We start from the raw sequence: 16991 nt of genomic DNA, 5'->3' as shown, positions 1-16991 counted from the left end.
CGGGCCGGCAGTTCACCCCAGCGGAAGTCCGGGACCAGGTTCAGGTCCAGCAGCACCGCCAGGCACTCCACCTGGTAACCGGCCACCCGGGCCAGGTCGGCGGCGGCCAGCAGTGTGCCGCCGGTGGCCAGCACATCGTCGACCAGGAGTAGCCGGCCGCTCCCCGGCTGCAATTCCAGCACGCCGGTCCCGTACTCAAGCTGGTACGGGATGCTGACCACGGGCGGGGGTAGCTTGCCTTGCTTACGGACCGGCACGAACCCCTTGCCATGGCGCAGGGCCAGGGCCGCACCGAGCATGAAACCCCGCGATTCGACCCCGGCCACCGCGTCGATCCGGTCCCACTCGGCGCCGCTGAGCAGCCCGCTCATGGCCTCGATGGTGGCGCCGAACTGAGTGCGCAGTAATGGGGCAATGTCGCGGAAAACGATGCCGGGACGAGGGAAATCGGGCACATCCCGGATGTGGCGCTTCAGATCTGTCATGAGCTCGCGGCCGGTGGGCGCGTTCCTTCAGGTACACTGCGGGCCGGCCATTGTCGCCCAAGTTACTGTTTTTCGCTCCCCGACCCGGGGCGGGTCCATCTAATAAGACCCCGCATCGGGTCGATCCAATTCATCTTCCATTCCTAGTCCTAACTCCTAATCAATGTCGACTATGTTTCCTTCTGCTTTTCGTGCTCATCCCTGGCATGGCGTCGAACTCGGCGCTCAAGCTCCGTCCGTCGTCACCGCCTATATCGAGATCGTGCCCACCGACACGGTGAAGTATGAAATCGACAAAGCCACCGGCCTGCTCAAGGTCGATCGGCCACAGCGGTTCTCCAACATCTGCCCGTCGCTGTACGGCTTCCTGCCGCGCACCCTGTGCGCCGAGCGCGTCGCTGCTTATTGCGAAGAGCGCACCGGCAAGGCCGACATCAAGGGCGACGGCGACCCGATGGACATCTGCGTGCTCACCGAAAAATCCATCGGCCACGGCGACGTGCTGGTGCAGGCGATTCCCATCGGTGGCCTGCGCATGATCGATGACAACGAAGCTGACGATAAAATCATCGCAGTGATGCGGGATGACGCTTTGTACGGTCACCTGACCGACATCGCTCAGTGCCCGAAGTCGGTGATCGAGCGTGTGAAGCACTACTTCCTCACCTACAAGCACGCGCCGGACTCGCCGGATCACAAGGTCGAGATCACGCATGTGTATGGCCGGGAAGAGGCGTACGAAGCGATTCGTCGCAGCCAAGCGGATTACACGGCTGCTTTCATGGGCGTGCGCTAAGAAACACCCCAGTCTCCTCGCCTGCCACGGGCGAGGAGACTAAAGTCGGTTACTGTTCGCTTCGTTGACACTCGATGTCAGCTTTTGCAGTTGTAATCCCGACATGCGCGCGGAACGACTCATTGCCATTCTCATGGCCCTGCAAAGGGCGCAAGCACTCACCGCTGGTGAACTCGCTCAGCGCCTGGACGTATCGGTAAGAACCATCTTCCGCGACATCGACGCGCTCTCGACCATGGGCGTCCCGGTGTATACCGAGCAAGGCCGCGGCGGTGGCATCAGGCTGGTGGAAGGTTACACCTCCGATCTCACCGGCCTGTCCTCAGGCGAGGCTGAAGCGTTAGCACTCATCGCAAGTCCCGCCGGCATCGGCCGTGATCTAGCGGCGCCAACGCGAACGGCGCTCGACAAACTCGCGGCAGCGGTGCCGACCATGCATCAGCTCAGAGCCCAGCATGCGCGCGGCCGCTTGCTGTTCGATACCAAACCTTGGTTTCGTTCCTACGACGCCTCTCCGCATCTGGACATCCTGCGCGGAGCAATCTGGAAGGATGAACTCGTCAACATCAACTATCGCCGGAGCAACGGCGAAGTGCGGGACTATCTAGTCGAGCCGTACGCGCTGGTGGTGAAAGTAGACACCTGGTACTTGATCGGCCGCGTGAAGCGCGAGACGCGGGTGTTTCGCATCTCACGCTTGTTATCTCTGCAGCCCGCGGCTACCCATTTCACCAGAGACGCCGATTTCGATTTGCAGAAGTTCTGGAACACCTGGTGCGAGAAGTTCGAAAAGAATCCCCCGGTGGCGTTTCCAGTGGAGCTGGAGATTTCCGCCAAGGGCAAGCAGCAACTGCTCGACAGCTTCGGTCATTGGTTTCGCTCGCGGCTCGAGCCGCTGGGCGAGAACTTCAAAGGCCGCAAGCCGGTCACGCTCGACTTCGAGCGCGAAGAAGCCGCGCTGCGGATCTTGTTCGATCTGGTGTTCGAGGCCGACATCGTCAAGCCCACTGAACTGCGCCGGAAGCTGCGCAATCAAGCCAAGCGAGTGGTCGCAGCGACCACCTGACTCACTTCTTTCCTAACAGTACAGCCACCAGGCACGCGATCAGTAACACGCTGTACTCCATGCCATTGCGGCCTAAGCCGACCACGAACCAGCCTGCCTTCCAATGCACCATCCAGATGCCAAGCGCGGTCTGGATGATGAAATATGCCGCGAGCGGCGCGGTGTAGCGGCCGAGTGCGAGCAAGCTGCCGCCGACGATTTCGATCAGCGTTATCGCCCATGCCCAAGCGAGGCCGAACGGTAAGCCCTGCGATTCCAGAAACGGTCCGAACGGCGCCACTGCATCGTTCAAGATGCGACCGACACCGTGGATGATGAACATGGCCGCGACCGTGACTCGCACCACCATGATTGAAGAGATCTTCATGATCGAATAGAAGTCCTTAACGAAAGGCGCGGATCATAAGGGACCCCGTAGTCGATTGCAGCTCGCCGCGCGCCATTCGGGAGTTTCTGTCACCAGAGTGCTGACTGTTTCTCATCCAACTGCACCTGTGAGCGGAGCCAGGAACGCGTAATACTCCCGCGCCTCATGAACACATCCAGCGCGCCCCAGTCCACCGCGTCCGCCGGCACCTTTGGACTCATTCTTGCGGCTTCCGCCATTTTGCTCATCACCATGGGCGCGCGGCAGACGTCGGGCTTGTTTCTGTTGCCCATCACTCAAAGCACGGGCGTCTCCATCGTCGCCTTCAGCTTTGCATTGGCGGTCGGTCAATTCGTATTCGGCGCTGCGCAGCCGGTGTTCGGCGCCATCGCCGATAAATACGGCGCACCGAAAGTCATCGTGGTCGGCGCGCTGTTATTGTCGATCGGCTCGGTGCTCACGCCGTTCATGACTTCGAGCAGCGGTTTGTTGCTCACCATGGGCGTGCTGGGTGCGGCCGGTGCCGCTGCCGGCAGCTTCTCGATTTTGATCGGCGTCGCCGCGCAGCGCTTGCCGCCCGAGAAGCGCTCGATGGCGTCGGGCATCATCAATGCTGGCGGTTCGCTCGGTCAGTTCGTGTTCGCTCCGCTGATGCAGTTCATCATCGGTATCGCGGGCTGGGCGAGCGCGATGTTTGCTACGGCATTCGCGGCGCTGTTGACGATCCCGTTGGTGATTCCGTTGATGCGCTCGGCATCGAAGATGGCTTCGCCGGTGACTGTGGCAACTGGCGCTGGACACATCACGCTGAGCCAGCAGATTCGCGACGCGCTCCGCAATCCCAGCTACTTGTATCTACACGCCGGCTTTTTCACCTGCGGCTTTCATATCGCCTTCCTGGTCACTCACTTCCCGAGCGATCTGCAACTGTGCGGGCTCTCAGCCCAAGTTGCGGCGACGTCGCTGGGCTTGATCGGCTTGTTCAATGTGGTGGGCAGCTTGACGGTAGGCTGGCTCGGTCAGCGCTATCGTATGAAGTATTTGCTGGCGTGGATCTACGCCAGCCGGGCCGCGATCATTGCGATCTATATCGTGATGCCCAAGACGGCGCTCAACATCTATATCTTCGCCGCGTCGCTCGGCGTGACGTGGCTCGCGACAGTGCCGCCGACCGCAGGTCTGGTGGGCAAGCTGTTCGGCACGCGCTATCTGGCGACGCTGTTCGGCCTCACCCTGCTGTCTCATCAAGTCGGTGGCTTCCTCGGCGCCTGGCTCGGCGGCGTGGTGTTGTCGCAGACCAATTCGTATCAGTGGATGTGGTACGCGGACATCATGTTGGCGCTGGCGGCGGCTATCGTGAATTTGCCGATCCGTGAGCAGAAAGTGCAGCTACAGCCTGCAGCCGCGGCCGCTTAGGCCGCCGTTCGAGCGCATCGCCGGCAATCTGCCGTATTTCGCCGGCACCCACCTGACGTCCTGTCAGCGAGTGGTTACACTGCCGCGCGTTCCATCAGTCGACACGGATCAGCGCCATGACTGCACTCGTGACCTTGCGCAATGTCACCAAGAGCTATGTTCGCGGTAAGCAAAAGGTCGAGGTGCTTCACGGCGTCGATCTGAACATCGAGACCGGCGAGTTCCTGGCGCTGATGGGCCCGTCCGGCTCGGGCAAGACCACTTTGTTGAATCTGGTGGCTGGCCTGGATCAGCCCAGCAGCGGCGAAGTGTTGGTCGCCGGCGATCGTATCGATCAATTGTCTCGGGGCAATTTGTCGGACTGGCGCGCCCGGCACATCGGTTTCATTTTCCAGTTCTATAATCTGCTGCCGGTGTTGACCGCTGAGGCCAACGTCGAAGTGCCACTGCTGTTGACCGATCTTCCCAAGTCCGAGCGGCGCCGACGCGTGCAAATCGCGTTGGAGCTGGTCGGTCTGGCCGACCGGGCCCGCCACAAGCCGAACGAGCTGTCCGGCGGTCAGCAACAACGCGTCGCCATCGCTCGCGCCATCGTGTCCGATCCCACGCTGCTGGTTTGCGACGAGCCCACCGGCGATCTGGATCGCCAGAGCGCCGAAGAAATCATGAATCTGCTCAAGGCGCTGAATCAGAGTCACAACAAGACCATCGTGATGGTGACCCACGACCCGCGGGCTGCCGAATACGCCACGCGCGAACTGCATCTCGACAAAGGCCGCCTCACCAACGATGCCAGGCGCGCGGCATGAAATATTTCGGACTCGTCTGGGCCGGGCTGTGGCGCAAGAAGACGCGCACCGTGTTCACGATGATGTCCATCGTGATCGCGTTCCTATTGTTCGGCCTGTTGCAAGGAATCAACCAGGGCTTCAGCACGGCCATGGGCCGCCTGGACGTCGACCGGTTGTACGTTTCTGCGCGCACCACCATGACCGATGGTTTGCCGGTCTCTTACCTTTCGCGCATCCGCAATGTATCAGGCGTGCGTGCCGTTTCGTTGTGGGCCTACTTTGGCGGCTACTACCAGGAGGCGCGCAACGTCGTACCGGCGTTTGCCACCGACGCGGTCGAGCTGTTCAAGGTCTACAAAGAAATCAAGATCAAGCCCGAGTACGTCGAGGCCATGGTCAAGACACGCACCGGTGTGTTGCTCAGCGAGGCGTTGGCTGCAAAGTATGGCTGGAAGGTGGGCGACCGCATTCCCATCGGCACCTCCATCTGGACCGACAAGTCGGGTAGCAACACCTGGCTGTTCGATGTGGTCGGCACCTTCGACTCGTCCGCTTACGGCGCCGGCTTTCCGACGTTCTTCCTGAACTACAGCTACTTCGACGAGGCGCGTCAGTTCGGGACCGGCGAGGCGCATTACTTCATCGTGTCGGTGCAGGATCCGAAACAGGCCCAGCGGGTGTCGCGCGAGATCGATACGATGTTCGCCAACTCTTCGCGCGAGACGCGCACGCAAACCGAGTCCGCGCTGGCACAGTCACAGTTGAAACAGCTGGGCGACATCAACTTCATCGCCAACGCCATCGTCGGTGCCGTGTTGTTCACGCTGCTGTTCCTGACGGCCAACACCATGATGCAGTCGGTTCGTGAGCGAACCTCGGAACTCGCGGTGCTGAAGACACTCGGCTACTCGGATACCAAAGTGCTGTTGTTGGTGCTGACCGAGGCGCTGTTGTTGTGCTTGTTTGCCGCCGCGCTCGGCATCGGGCTGGCGGCGTTGGTGTTCCAAACGCCCGTCTTGCAGGAGCTGTTCGGCGATTTCTCGATGCCGGCGGTGGTTGCGACCATGGGAGCGGGCATTGCGGTGGTGGTTGCGTTCGTCAGCGGGTTTCCTCCGGCCTGGCGTGCGCGGCAATTGAATATCGTCGACGCTTTGGCCGGACGTTGAGCGGAATCGAATCATGAAAATGTTCCGCCAGATCCGCGCGGTCACCGCCATGAACTTTCGCAGCTTGCCGCAGCGGGTGAGCACGTCGCTGGTGGTGGTCATCGGCATCGCCGGCGTGGTTGCTGTGCTGGTGTCGGTGCTGGCTATGTCCACCGGCTTGATTCGCACCATGGAAAACACCGGCCGCGAGGATCGCGCCATCGTCATGCGTAGCGGTTCGGTGGCTGAAACCTCCAGCGCCTTGGATCGCAATTCGGCCAAGCTGGTCGCGGACGCTGCCGGTGTGAAGCACGACGCGCAAGGCGATCCGATTCTGTCTGCCGAGACCATGCGCATCCTGAGCTTGCACAAGAAACAAGACGGTGCCGAGGTCAACGTGGTGCTGCGTGGCGTGGGGCCGAAGCTGAGCCAGGTGCGGCCCGAACTGAAGATCATCGAAGGCCGGATGTTTCAACCGGCGGTGACCGAGGTCATCGTAGGCAAATCGGCGCGCGCGCAGTACAAAGGATTGAACGTCGGTGACGTGGTCAACTCGCGCGGTGCTGGTTGGACCGTGGTCGGCGTATTCGAGACCGGCGGCGACATGCATGAATCGTCGGTGATGACCGATGCGGAAACGCTGATCTCCATCGATCAACGCGGCTCCTTTCAAAGTGTCACCGCGTTGCTGGCTTCCAAGTCCTCGTTCCAGGCCTTCAAGGATTCGTTGAGCTCCAATCCCGCGCTGTCGGTAGATGTGATTCGCGAACGCGAGTACTACCAGCAACAGTCCAAGACCATGAGCACCATCATCAAAGTGATCGCCTATGTGGTGGGCGGCATCATGGCGGTGGGTGCGGTGTTCGCGGCGCTCAACACTATGTATTCGGCCGTGAGCGCGCGACTACAGGAAATTGCCACGTTGCGTGCGCTGGGCTTCGGCTCGACCGCGATGGTGATGTCGGTGCTGGCTGAAGCGCTGATCCTGGCACTGATCGGCGGCGTCATCGGCGCGTTGATCGCTTGGCTATTCTTCAACGGCAACACCGTCAGCACTTCCGGCGGTGGCATGGGCCAAATGGTGTTTGCGTTGAACGTCAGTCCGCAGCTGATGATTCTAGGCATCGTCTGGGCCTGCATCATCGGTGTGCTGGGCGGCTTGTTCCCGGCACTGCGGGCGGCGCGCTTGCCGGTGGCTATGGCCTTAAGGGCGGTTTGAGGCACAGCGCCGGCATTTTGTTATTCTCGCGGGCGGGTTGGGGCGCCCCATGCAACAAACGATTCGTTTCATCAAATCCGCGGACGGTACGCGTCTGGCGGTGGCTACTTCCGGGCAAGGAGCGCCGTTGGTGAAGTCAGCCAATTGGCTGTCGCACCTGGAGTTCGACTGGCAGAGCCCGGTGTGGCGCCATTGGTTTCGGTTTCTGTCCGCCGGCCGCCAATTGATTCGTTTCGATCCCCGCGGCTGTGGGCTTTCCGATTGGGACGCGGCCGATCTGTCGCACGAAGCTCAAGTCGCGGATCTGGAAGCCATCATCGAAGCGTCCGATCTGGACACGTTTCCGCTGCTCGGCATTTCTCAAGGCGGTGCTGCGTGTATCGAATACGCCGTGCGCCACCCCGAGCGCGTCACTCAGCTGATTCTTTACGGGTGCTATTCGGAAGGGTGGGCACAACGCGGCGACGAATCGCGGCGTCATGGCGAAGCATTGGTTGAGCTGATTCGCCAGGGCTGGGGTCAGGAGAATCCGGCGTTTCGGTTGTTGTTTGCTTCGCTGTTCATTCCCGATGCAACCACCGAGCAAGTGCGCTGGTTCTCGGATCTGATGCGCACCACCACGCAGCCCGAAATCGCTGCTCGCATCATCGAATGCTTTGGGCAGATCAATGTGCGCTCGCTGTTACCGAAAGTCACTGTGCCGACCGTTGTGGTGCATGCTCGAGGTGATGCACGCATTCCTTTCGAGCAAGGCCGCTTGCTGGCGGCGGAGATTCCCAACGCGAGCTTCGTCACGCTGGAAAGCCGCAACCACATCCTCACCGAGACCGAGCCGGCGTGGGCGCGCTTCTGCGAGACATTCAATGAGTGCATGGGCGTGAGCCCGTCTTCGAGCACCGGTGGTGCTGCCGTGCCGGTCGATCTGGATGAGCTGACCGCCCGAGAGAACGCGATCCTCCGATTGGTGGCGCAGGGTGCGGCCAACGGCGACATCGCCCGGCGGCTGTTCATCAGCGAAAAGACGGTGCGCAACCACCTGACCAACATCTTCGAAAAACTGGGCGTCGATTCCCGGTCCCGCGCCATCGTCGTGGCCCGCGATCGGGGTGTGGCCTAGTCCCCGAGCTAGACGGGGCCACACGGGTACATGGATGTATCCGCGCCGCCACCGGCGGCGAGCGAGGAGCAAAAGTCGCGCCTTTTGCGAGTCGCACGAGGGTCGCGGCAGGATGCCCGATCCCGAGTCATCAAATAGGACATTTGTCCCGCTTCTGGCTCATTCGAATGAGCCTTCTGCCTCATGCGGACCTTGTCATAAGCCTGCAACATGCGCGCACTTTGAAGAAACGCTCGCGAGACAAGCTTATGAGTGCCGCAGCCGCAATGATGGTGTCCCCCGCCGCCGAGAAACTGTTCCAGGAAAACTCCGACCGCGCCCGCTATGCCCGTTGCATCAAGGCGTCCAAAAGAGTGCGTTGGGACATCGACGCCGACGTGTTCCGAGGCCGAGCCTTCGACTTCCGCCGCAAGTTTTTGCCGGATGCTCTTACCAAGGTGAACGACCTGGCGTTTCTTACCCCTGATGAGAAGCGCTCCATGAGCCATGTCCAGGGGCGCAGCTATGCCTGCTTGTTCGGCCTGGTCGAGCGTTTCATCAGTGCCAAGACTTTGGAACTGGCCAGCAAACAAGGGTTGGGTGACCAGGTCGCGCTGGAGGGGTTGGTGCGGTTCAGCGATGAGGAGCTGAAACACCAGGAACTGTTCCGTCGCATCGAGTCGGCGATTTCCGCCCGCATGCCCGGCGGCTTCGCGCTGATCGCCGATGCGAATGAAGTGGCGCGTCAGGTGTTGAACAAGTCGAGCTGGGCGGTGCTGGCGTTGACCTGTCACATCGAGTTATTCACTCAGGCTCACTATCGAGAGAGCATTGAGCGAGATGATGAGCTGTCGGATTTGTATCGCGATGTGTTTCGCTTCCACTGGCTGGAGGAATGCCAGCACGCCGTGATGGATGAGATTGAATGGGCGCGCGAGGATCGCGGTTTAAGTGTTGCTGAGCGTGATATCGCGGTGGATGACTTCATTGCTCTGCTTCGGTTGCTCGATGAAGTTGTGTGCACGCAGTCGTCAGCGGATGCGGGGTACTTCATGCGGTTGTGTGATCGCACTTTCTCGCCCGCGGAACAGCAGCAGATTCGAGAGACGATGATGCGAGCTTATCGGTGGCAGTACATCGTGTCGGGCGCGCAGCATCCTCAGATGATGAAGATGATGTCAGGCATGGTGACTCGTCAGCAGTTACAGAGAGTGCAGGCTGCGCTCGCGCCTATTTTGGCCTCTCGCGGCTGAGTGCGGCTGAGCTGGGAGCTCGGAGGCCGGAGCGTCAGTGGCTGGCCTCGCCAGGGGTGGGTCTCTGCTGCCGGCACCGCGCACGGCCGCCCCCGCGCTTCGCGCAGTGCTTGCCGCACATCCCTGATGAGCGCTGCTGCGACTAGCACATCCCTGTACGTCGAAGCTGCCGGCAGCAGAGACCCACCCCTGGCGAGGCCTAAAGCGCAGGTGCGGCGTTAAGCACTGAACGAAACCGCTTCGGCCTAAAGCGCAGGTGCGGCGTTAAGCACTGAACGAAGCCGCTTCGGCCTAACGCGCCGAGGTGTGCGCGAGCAGCCGACCGCAACTTTGCTCATTCCACCGTCGTGAGATTTTTGAGGCGTCAGTGAGGCGGTGGCCGTTTTCACGGTCATCCAGGCGGCTGGCGGGGAGGGGGTGACTTCTCCCGGCAATTGGATCCGACAGGGATGTCGGTCCCATAGCGCTACATGGATGTACAAGCGCAGCGGCACGCGTCTGCGTGGCGCGGCGGGTGCCGCGGTGCCGGGAGGAGCCACCCCCTCCCCGCCAGTCGCCAGCCACCGACGCTCTTAAGCCCCCTCTTACTCCGTCCGTCATCAAATCGTCACACATCAAATAAACAATAGCTCCCCGCTAAAGCCCAGCACGGAGCGCTGCCTCACGGACGAGGCACAGGCAGGGCACCTAAAAACTCTTCGCGATCGATTCGGAGCTTTCAATGTCCACTGTGTCTCGTTCCTGCGTGGCTGCGGCCGTCGCGGTTGCACTTCTTAATTGCGCGTCACCCGCCAGTGCCGGCGACAAGTACGACCAGGATTGGGATTGGTACAAACACAGTGGCAAGGATCGAGACAACGACGAGCGAGGCTCGATCAAGCTCGAGGCACTCGCAACTTACGACGCCGGTGAAGCCGGCTCGGCAGAAATCGTTGCGTTCGACGCAGAAAGCAAACGCCTGTTCCTGGTGAACGCGGCCACAGCCACCGTCGACATTCTCGACATCCGAAACCCGTCGCGCCCCAAGAAAATCTCCACCATCGATACCTCCGACTTCGGCGCGCCGAACAGCGTCGCGGTGAAGGATGGCATCGTGGCCGTCGCCATCGAGAGCGCGCCGAAGACCGACCCGGGTCATGTAGCGTTCTACAACGTCAGCGGCAAACTCATCAAAGCAGTGACCGTCGGCTCTCTCCCCGACATGATCACGTTCACTCCTGACGGCAGCTACGTGCTCACCGCCAACGAAGGCGAGCCGAGCGGCTACGGCGCGGGGCACGTCGATCCGGAAGGTTCCGTCAGCATCGTTCCTGTGCCTCGCAACGCTAAGGAATGGAAGAAACTGAGCGACAGCGACGTCCGCGCCGTGTCGTTCACGAAGTTCAACGGCAAGGAAGCGGAACTCCGTGCGCAGGGCATTCGCATTTACGGTCCTGGCGCCAGCGCCGCGCAGGACTTCGAGCCTGAGTACATCACCGTCACTGAAGACTCGCGCACCGCCTACGTGACTCTGCAGGAAAACAACGCCATCGCTGAGATCGATATCAAGCGTGCGTCGGTGAGCAACTTGCTGCCGCTGGGTTACAAGGACTACAGCGAGCCGCCGTTCACCGCGGCGACTTACGAATGGACCAAGCTACCGTCCATCGGCACCACGGTCGGCGGTCAGAAAATCAATCTGGGCGGCTTCTCGGGCCTGGCCTTCGAAGGCGTGACCGGCGACGGCAAGCTCAAGTTCATCACTCACACCGATCGTGGCCCGAACGGCGAGCCCACGGGTATCAATCGTCCGTTCCTGTTGCCTGAGTTCACGCCGCGTCTGGTGCGCTTCACGCTCGATCCTGCCAGCGGCGAGTTCGAGTTGCAGCAGCAGATTCTTTTGAAGCAGGCCAATGGCAAGCCGCTCACCGGTCTGCCCAACATTTCGTTGTCGAGCGACACCAACCAGCCGTACAACGACGAAGTCGGTGTCGATCTGTTCGGTCAGCCGATCGCGCTCGATCCGCAGGGTGCGGATTTGGAAGGCATCGCCATCGATGCGGACGGTTCGTTCTGGATGGCCGATGAATATCGTCCGGCCATTTATCACTTCAGCAGCAAGGGCAAACTGATCGAGCGTCTGGTGCCGATTGGCACGCACGCTGCTGCTGGCAAGGCGGTGCCGCTCGCGGGTCAGGCGGGTGAGTATGGAGTGGAAGCGCTGCCGGCGGTGATTGCGCAGCGTCGCCAGAATCGCGGCATCGAAGCCATCGCGATTCAGAACGGCAAGATCTACGCGTTCGTGCAGAGCCCGATCCGCAATCCGGCGACGTTGAGCAACGCCGCGTTGAATGCGATGAAGAATGTCCGCGTCGTTGAATACGATCCGGCGACGCGCGCGACGCGTCAGTTCCTGTACGTGATGGACAACCCGCCGTCAGTGAGTGCGGACGACACGCGTGCCGACAAGATCGGTGACGCGGCCGCCGTTCCGGGTGGTGGGTTCTTGGTGGTGGAGCGTGATGACGATGCGCTGCCGGAAGATCCGATCGAGACCATCACCAAAAAGATCTATGCGTTCAAGCTCGATGGTGCCACCGATGTTTCCTCGCTCGGTCTGTTCAACGTCGGCGGCGTGCAGAAGAGCGTCGACCAGATGACTGTGGCCGAACTGACTGCCGCTGGCGTCGTGCCAGTTGCGAAGACGCTGCATGTCGATCTGGCGAATGCGGGCTACGCGTCGGTGGAGAAGATCGAAGGCTTGGCAGTGCTCAACAACGGTCAGCTCGCGCTGATCAACGACAACGACTTCCAAGTGGCGGGCATCGCCATCGACAACGCCACCGGCACGTTCACGCGTTTGCCGACGTATCAGCCGGAGAATGTGACGGTAGGCTTGGTCAAGGTGCCGGGCTTGGATGCTTCGGATCGCGACAGCGCCATCAACATTCGTAACTGGCCGGTGTTCGGCATGTATCAACCCGACTCGATTGCCTCGTTCCGCTCGGGTAAGAAGACGTATCTGGTGACTGCGAACGAAGGCGACGCGCGCGATTGGACTGGCTTTGCCGAAGAGAAGCGGGTGAGCGCGTTGACGCTCGATCCCACGGCATTCCCGAACGCGGCTGACTTACAGAAGAATGCCAACCTCGGTCGTCTCAATGTCACCGGTTCATTGGGTGACGCGAATGGCGATGGCATCTACGAGTCGTTGTACACGCTCGGCGGCCGTTCGTTCTCCATCTGGAGCACCGACGGTTCGCAAGTGTTCGACAGCGGCAGTGATTTCGAGCGCATCGTCGCGGCCAGCAATCCGGCGTTCTTCAACGCCAGCAATGACGATCGCAGCTTCGACAGCCGCTCCGACAACAAGGGCCCGGAGCCGGAAGGTCTGGCGGTGGGCACGGTGGGCAAGCGTCGTTATGCGTTCGTCGGTCTGGAGCGCCAGGGCGGCGTGATTACTTACGACATCACCAATCCGTTGGCGCCGGTGTTCGTCGACTACACCAACAATCGTGACTTCACGGTGGATCCGGCCACGGCACCGGCCGCTGGCGATCTGGCTCCTGAAGGATTGTTGTTCATCGATGCCAAGGACAGCCCGTCGCGCACGCCGTTGCTGGTGGTGGCGAACGAAGTCAGCGGCACGGTCACGCTGTACAAGATCGAACGCGAGTGATCTGGGCAGGGGCCGGCATTGCGCCGGCCCCTGCATCTTGCTCAGCTCTGGGGCACAGCACCCAGGAAGTCAGCCTTACCAATCTCCACACCGCCCTGGCGCAACAGCGCATAGGTCGTGGTCGTGTGGAAAAAGAAATTCGGCAGCGCCCAGTGGCGCACGAAATCCACCGCAGTGAAATTGAACGTGGCTCGCGGCGTCTTGATGGTGATGACGCGCGTCTCGGCGCCTTCGAACTGTTCGGGCTTGAAGCTCTGCAAATAGTCGACGGTCTTGGTGATGCGCAGAATCAAGTCCGCCAGCGTCGTCTCATTGTCTTCGAACTTCGGCGGCTCAGTCCCGCTCAACCGCGCCGCCGCGCCCTTGGCAGCATCAGTCGCGATCTGCACCTGCCGGCTCAGCGGCAACATGTCCGGGAACAGCCTGCTGGCCGCAAGCACGTTCGGATCGAACTTACGCGTCTCGGCGTGCGCCGCCGCCTTCTCCAGAATGTTCTTCAGGCTGCGCAGCGTATGCAAGAAGGTAGGAATCGAGACATCGTATAAAGAAACGCTCATGTCGGCCCCCTGGGCTCTTTTGGTGCTGGGTCGCGGATTATAGAGCCTGCGCCGCCTTTACGACTGTCGAGAACGCGCGCTCCAGATCGAAGCGCTCGAAGTCCTTGCTTCTCAAGACGGGCCGCAGCTGCGCTTCGAGCTGGGCTGTCAGTTGGTCGTAGCGAGCAGCTGAGAGATCCACTGCGCCGGTTCCGTTCACTGCAATTTTCCGGCGTAGCAGGGCGAGCAATTCCGCTGCGGCAGTGTCGAACCGTGCTGTTGAGACCGCATGATCGATGTCAAAAAAATCGCGGATGGCGACCTCTCGCCGGCACAGCGCGGCGCGCAGCTTTTCGGCCATGGTTTCCAGATGATTCAGGCTGACGATGGAGAATTCGGCGAGCAAGGCAGTGCCGGTGCGGACCGGGTTCATCAACAAGGTGCGTGCCGACAACCTTTCAGGTTCCAACACAACCGGTTCCCGTAGTCCGATCTCGACTTTGATGGTTTCGCGTTGCTCGGCCAGCACGGATGGATAGCTCAGCACCGCGTTGTATTGCGTCGAGCCGTTCGACCCAGTCAGCGGAGTGTCGACTCGCAGCCCAGGCAGCCGGCTGGCAATGCTGGCAATAGTGGGTTTGATCGCAGCGACCGCCTGACTGCGTTGCTTCTTGGTCGCATCCACGGCAGTGCAGATGCTGAAGTCCAGATCTTCGCTCAAGCGATAAAAGCCCGAGTGAACTTTCGCCAGCAGTGTGCCGCCCTTGAAGACCAGTGCAGTGTCGAGTGCCGCCAGATCTTCAAGCACGACACTACAAAAATAGTCCTTCTCGATCAGGCGCGGCAGAAAGCCGGTTTCGGCTGCAGTGAAACTGAGCGCTTCTAGGAACAGGCTGGGATTGTTCTCATGCAGCCGTATGGGCATGGATCATTCAGCTGAGTTGATGACTACGCCCCAGCGCCGGTTCACGGTGCCGCGTTTGGGCAGCGTTGGAATCCAGGGGATGAGGCTCTTGGTGGCGGGCGCGGCCTTTGCCAGTTTGCGCAACAGTCGTGTTGCCACTCCGGCCTGTTCCAGCAGTGCGCCGATGCGGCGAATCGTGCCGATATCTCCATACTTGAGTGTTGCGGCAACCAGCTCGGATGCTTTGATGTTGCGCTCGGCAAGATCGTTTCGGATCCAGTCGTACGCACGCGGCAAACTGTTGAAGCGCGACCAGTCGTAGACCGCGTCGAGCAAGGTACGAACGCGTGAGCAGTACACAGCTCGCAGTCCTTCCCGGGTGCGAACCTGTTCGGTGCCGCCGAGCCGATTGGCGGCAACTTTGATCAGCGTGAGTTCCACACGACCAATCGTCGTGCGGCCCGACAACTTGTCGTTGTAGACATAGAGTCGGGTTGGAATCTGCTCATCGAAGCCATAGCGGTTAAAAGCATTGGGCCCGCAGATCTGGAAACGAGCTCTCGCGTCTGTCATCAACGTAGTCAATGCAAGGATCTCGTCGGGGCTCCATTTGCCGCCGAGCGGCAGCCTTTGAGGGACCAGGTAGAGACCCCGTTTGACCCGTGCAATCCAGCCAGCCTGCGCCAGCCGACTAAGCAGGTTGCGCTCGCTGCGAGGAGTGAGTTGCAAGGCGTCGACCAGATCGCCGGTGCGCACGACTGGCTGTTGAGTCATGCCTACATAGGCAAAAAGCGCGCGCTCCAGCTCTCCCAGGCCTTTTTTCATGGTTGTACGCTATATCTGCGTAAATCGCCTGGCAAGGGATTAACTAAAAATAGTGTGCAATGGCTGATGGCCCCCTGGCCGGCTGGGGTGATCATTGCGCACCCCAGCAGGGCATGACCTGCCTTAACATCGCCTCAGATTAAGAAACATCCAGCGGCGGAAGGATCCAATGATTCCCAGCGATATCGTTCTGATCGCGGCATTGATCGTGTGTGTGGCGGTGTGGTGGATGCGGCGGTTGGCTGCGAGAGCCAAGTTGTTGGCGGGGGCTGCGGGCATAGCATTGGTCGCGGCGATCTACGGGGTGGCGGTGGATCGTTGGCAGGCCACGGTGGGAATCGTGGCGGCCCTGATTTTCCTGGGATCGCTGCTGATCTGGAAAGTGCGACGCTCGCCCCGACGCGACCGGGTGCCGTTCATCTCGGGCACGTTGCTGGCGCTGGTGTCAGTAGCAGCGGTGGTGCCGATTTATTTATTTCCGGTGCCGGATCTGCCCAAGCCTGCGGGGCAGTACGCGGTGGGTGTCAGGAGCTTCGAGTTGGTGGATCGCAGCCGGCTCGGTGTCTGGCACGCGGCGGATGATGAGCCGCGGCGTTTGCTGGTTCGGGTGTGGTACCCAGCGCAGAGCACTGACGGCCTCCAGGCACGGCCGTACTTCGATGCCGCCGAGGCGGAACACACCGCCCGTAGCATGGGCAACCTGTTCAAGTTTCCGCCGTTTCTCACTTATATGAGACACGTCGGCACCAACTCATTTCCAAGCGCGCCGCTGTTGACTGGCGCCACCCATCTACCGACGGTGATTTACAGCCACGGCTACACCGCGTTCCTGAATCAAAACACGGTGTTGATGGAAGACCTGGCGAGCCACGGCTACGTGGTGTACTCGGTTCAGCACACTTACGATTCTTCGGCGACGGTGTTTCCGAACGGCGAGGTAGCGCCGATGGATCCGGCACTGGTCGATCAAGCAGCCAACTCGGACGAGGCCAAGGGCAAATATCCCGAAGCCACGGTCAAGGGTTACACCAGCAAGGAATTCGACGATCGGCTCGCCGGTCAGTTGCAACAGGCCAAGGAGAATCTCGACAAGCCTCAGCGCATCGTGCAGAGCGCGCCGATCTGGGTGGCTGACCGCTTGTTTGTCCACGATCAATTACAACAAGGCGCGGTGCCGTCGGAAGTGACGGAGATCGTCGCCGCGAGCAATCTCGAGCGCGTCGGCGAGATCGGCATGTCATTCGGGGGCTCGACCACCGGCGCCGTGTGCATCATCGATCCGCGGTGTGCGGCCGGTGTGAATCTGGACGGCGGCGATTTTCATTTGATTCCGTTCAACGCCGACGAGCCGCGACCGTTCCTGATGTTTCATTCCGACATGCGCGGCATGTATCGCATGTTCAATAAGGACACGAGCGGCGGCGTGCGCAGCTT

The 16991-nt window shown here is 60.8% G+C and carries 15 protein-coding genes; 10 read left to right on the top strand and 5 right to left on the bottom strand.

Features of this window, described 5'->3' with window-relative positions:
• Nucleotides 1–485: adenine phosphoribosyltransferase (locus JNL55_RS16855; RefSeq protein ID WP_293855958.1), on the bottom strand; the 485-nt coding region annotated here is incomplete at its 3' end.
• A 172-nt stretch (nt 486–657) separates the two neighbouring features.
• On the opposite strand from JNL55_RS16855, the gene JNL55_RS16850 reads away from it, so the two are divergent.
• Nucleotides 658–1281, top strand: a complete 624-nt coding sequence (locus JNL55_RS16850; protein ID WP_293855955.1) for an inorganic pyrophosphatase — start codon at nt 658–660, stop codon at nt 1279–1281.
• Between the two features lie 103 nt (nt 1282–1384).
• Nucleotides 1385–2347, top strand: coding sequence for a helix-turn-helix transcriptional regulator (locus tag JNL55_RS16845; RefSeq protein ID WP_293855952.1), 963 nt, complete (start codon nt 1385–1387; stop codon nt 2345–2347).
• 1 nt (nt 2348) lies between these two features.
• On the opposite strand, the gene JNL55_RS16840 is transcribed toward JNL55_RS16845, so the two are convergent.
• On the bottom strand, nt 2349–2714 hold the full coding sequence (locus JNL55_RS16840; protein WP_293855949.1) for a DoxX family protein: 366 nt from the start codon (nt 2712–2714) through the stop codon (nt 2349–2351).
• A gap of 165 nt (nt 2715–2879) precedes the next feature.
• Here JNL55_RS16840 and JNL55_RS16835 point away from each other — a divergent pair, with 165 nt between their 5' ends.
• The 7 genes from JNL55_RS16835 (at nt 2880) to JNL55_RS16805 (ending at nt 13292) form a co-directional block, all read left to right on the top strand.
• Nucleotides 2880–4130 (top strand): MFS transporter, encoded by a 1251-nt coding sequence (locus JNL55_RS16835; protein ID WP_293855946.1) that lies wholly within the window; start codon nt 2880–2882, stop codon nt 4128–4130.
• A 116-nt stretch (nt 4131–4246) separates the two neighbouring features.
• Nucleotides 4247–4939: an ABC transporter ATP-binding protein gene (locus JNL55_RS16830; RefSeq protein WP_293855943.1), complete on the top strand. Its 693-nt coding sequence runs from the start codon at nt 4247–4249 to the stop codon at nt 4937–4939.
• Nucleotides 4936–6087 carry an ABC transporter permease gene (locus tag JNL55_RS16825; RefSeq protein WP_293855940.1) on the top strand — a complete coding sequence of 384 codons (1152 nt, stop codon included), beginning with the start codon at nt 4936–4938 and terminating at the stop codon, nt 6085–6087. Before JNL55_RS16830 ends, JNL55_RS16825 begins: the two co-directional genes overlap by 4 nt.
• Nucleotides 6088–6100: 13 nt before the next feature.
• Nucleotides 6101–7285, top strand: coding sequence for an ABC transporter permease (locus JNL55_RS16820; protein WP_293855937.1), 1185 nt, complete (start codon nt 6101–6103; stop codon nt 7283–7285).
• Between the two features lie 49 nt (nt 7286–7334).
• A complete protein-coding gene (locus JNL55_RS16815; protein WP_293855934.1) occupies nt 7335–8402 on the top strand; it encodes an alpha/beta fold hydrolase in 1068 nt (355 codons plus the stop codon).
• Between the two features lie 248 nt (nt 8403–8650).
• On the top strand, nt 8651–9634 hold the full coding sequence (locus tag JNL55_RS16810) for a hypothetical protein (protein ID WP_293855931.1): 984 nt from the start codon (nt 8651–8653) through the stop codon (nt 9632–9634).
• Nucleotides 9635–10355: 721 nt separating this feature from the next.
• Nucleotides 10356–13292: a choice-of-anchor I family protein gene (locus tag JNL55_RS16805; RefSeq protein ID WP_293855928.1), complete on the top strand. Its 2937-nt coding sequence runs from the start codon at nt 10356–10358 to the stop codon at nt 13290–13292.
• A 41-nt stretch (nt 13293–13333) separates the two neighbouring features.
• Here the strand turns inward: JNL55_RS16805 and JNL55_RS16800 are convergent, their stop codons facing one another.
• Genes JNL55_RS16800 through JNL55_RS16790 form a run of 3 tightly spaced genes read right to left on the bottom strand, consistent with a single transcriptional unit; the run spans nt 13334 to nt 15557 of the window.
• Nucleotides 13334–13849: a DUF1993 family protein gene (locus JNL55_RS16800; RefSeq protein ID WP_293855925.1), complete on the bottom strand. Its 516-nt coding sequence runs from the start codon at nt 13847–13849 to the stop codon at nt 13334–13336.
• 37 nt (nt 13850–13886) lie between these two features.
• Nucleotides 13887–14753: a nucleotidyl transferase AbiEii/AbiGii toxin family protein gene (locus JNL55_RS16795; RefSeq protein ID WP_293855922.1), complete on the bottom strand. Its 867-nt coding sequence runs from the start codon at nt 14751–14753 to the stop codon at nt 13887–13889.
• Between the two features lie 3 nt (nt 14754–14756).
• On the bottom strand, nt 14757–15557 hold the full coding sequence (locus JNL55_RS16790) for a type IV toxin-antitoxin system AbiEi family antitoxin domain-containing protein (RefSeq protein WP_293855919.1): 801 nt from the start codon (nt 15555–15557) through the stop codon (nt 14757–14759).
• A gap of 169 nt (nt 15558–15726) precedes the next feature.
• Between JNL55_RS16790 and JNL55_RS16785 the strand changes: the two genes are divergently transcribed.
• The coding region (locus JNL55_RS16785; protein ID WP_293855916.1) for a hypothetical protein at nt 15727–16991 on the top strand (1265 nt) is incomplete at its 3' end.

The organism is Steroidobacter sp. (genome assembly GCF_016790065.1).
Classification (GTDB): domain Bacteria; phylum Pseudomonadota; class Gammaproteobacteria; order Steroidobacterales; family Steroidobacteraceae; genus Steroidobacter.
The sequence above is the reverse complement of the archived record's forward strand: the minus strand, read 5'-3'. Positions and strand labels throughout refer to the sequence as shown.

What these genes read in the sequence shown, in the direction of transcription:
- JNL55_RS16850 (WP_293855955.1), top strand. Translation starts at nt 658, where the DNA reads ATGTTTCCTTCTGCTTTTCGTGCTCATCCCTGGCATGGCGTCGAACTC.
- JNL55_RS16845 (WP_293855952.1), top strand. Translation starts at nt 1,385, where the DNA reads ATGCGCGCGGAACGACTCATTGCCATTCTCATGGCCCTGCAAAGGGCG.
- JNL55_RS16840 (WP_293855949.1), bottom strand. Translation starts at nt 2,714, where the DNA reads ATGAAGATCTCTTCAATCATGGTGGTGCGAGTCACGGTCGCGGCCATG.
- JNL55_RS16835 (WP_293855946.1), top strand. Translation starts at nt 2,880, where the DNA reads ATGAACACATCCAGCGCGCCCCAGTCCACCGCGTCCGCCGGCACCTTT.
- JNL55_RS16830 (WP_293855943.1), top strand. Translation starts at nt 4,247, where the DNA reads ATGACTGCACTCGTGACCTTGCGCAATGTCACCAAGAGCTATGTTCGC.
- JNL55_RS16825 (WP_293855940.1), top strand. Translation starts at nt 4,936, where the DNA reads ATGAAATATTTCGGACTCGTCTGGGCCGGGCTGTGGCGCAAGAAGACG.
- JNL55_RS16820 (WP_293855937.1), top strand. Translation starts at nt 6,101, where the DNA reads ATGAAAATGTTCCGCCAGATCCGCGCGGTCACCGCCATGAACTTTCGC.
- JNL55_RS16815 (WP_293855934.1), top strand. Translation starts at nt 7,335, where the DNA reads ATGCAACAAACGATTCGTTTCATCAAATCCGCGGACGGTACGCGTCTG.
- JNL55_RS16810 (WP_293855931.1), top strand. Translation starts at nt 8,651, where the DNA reads ATGAGTGCCGCAGCCGCAATGATGGTGTCCCCCGCCGCCGAGAAACTG.
- JNL55_RS16805 (WP_293855928.1), top strand. Translation starts at nt 10,356, where the DNA reads ATGTCCACTGTGTCTCGTTCCTGCGTGGCTGCGGCCGTCGCGGTTGCA.
- JNL55_RS16800 (WP_293855925.1), bottom strand. Translation starts at nt 13,849, where the DNA reads ATGAGCGTTTCTTTATACGATGTCTCGATTCCTACCTTCTTGCATACG.
- JNL55_RS16795 (WP_293855922.1), bottom strand. Translation starts at nt 14,753, where the DNA reads ATGCCCATACGGCTGCATGAGAACAATCCCAGCCTGTTCCTAGAAGCG.
- JNL55_RS16790 (WP_293855919.1), bottom strand. Translation starts at nt 15,557, where the DNA reads ATGAAAAAAGGCCTGGGAGAGCTGGAGCGCGCGCTTTTTGCCTATGTA.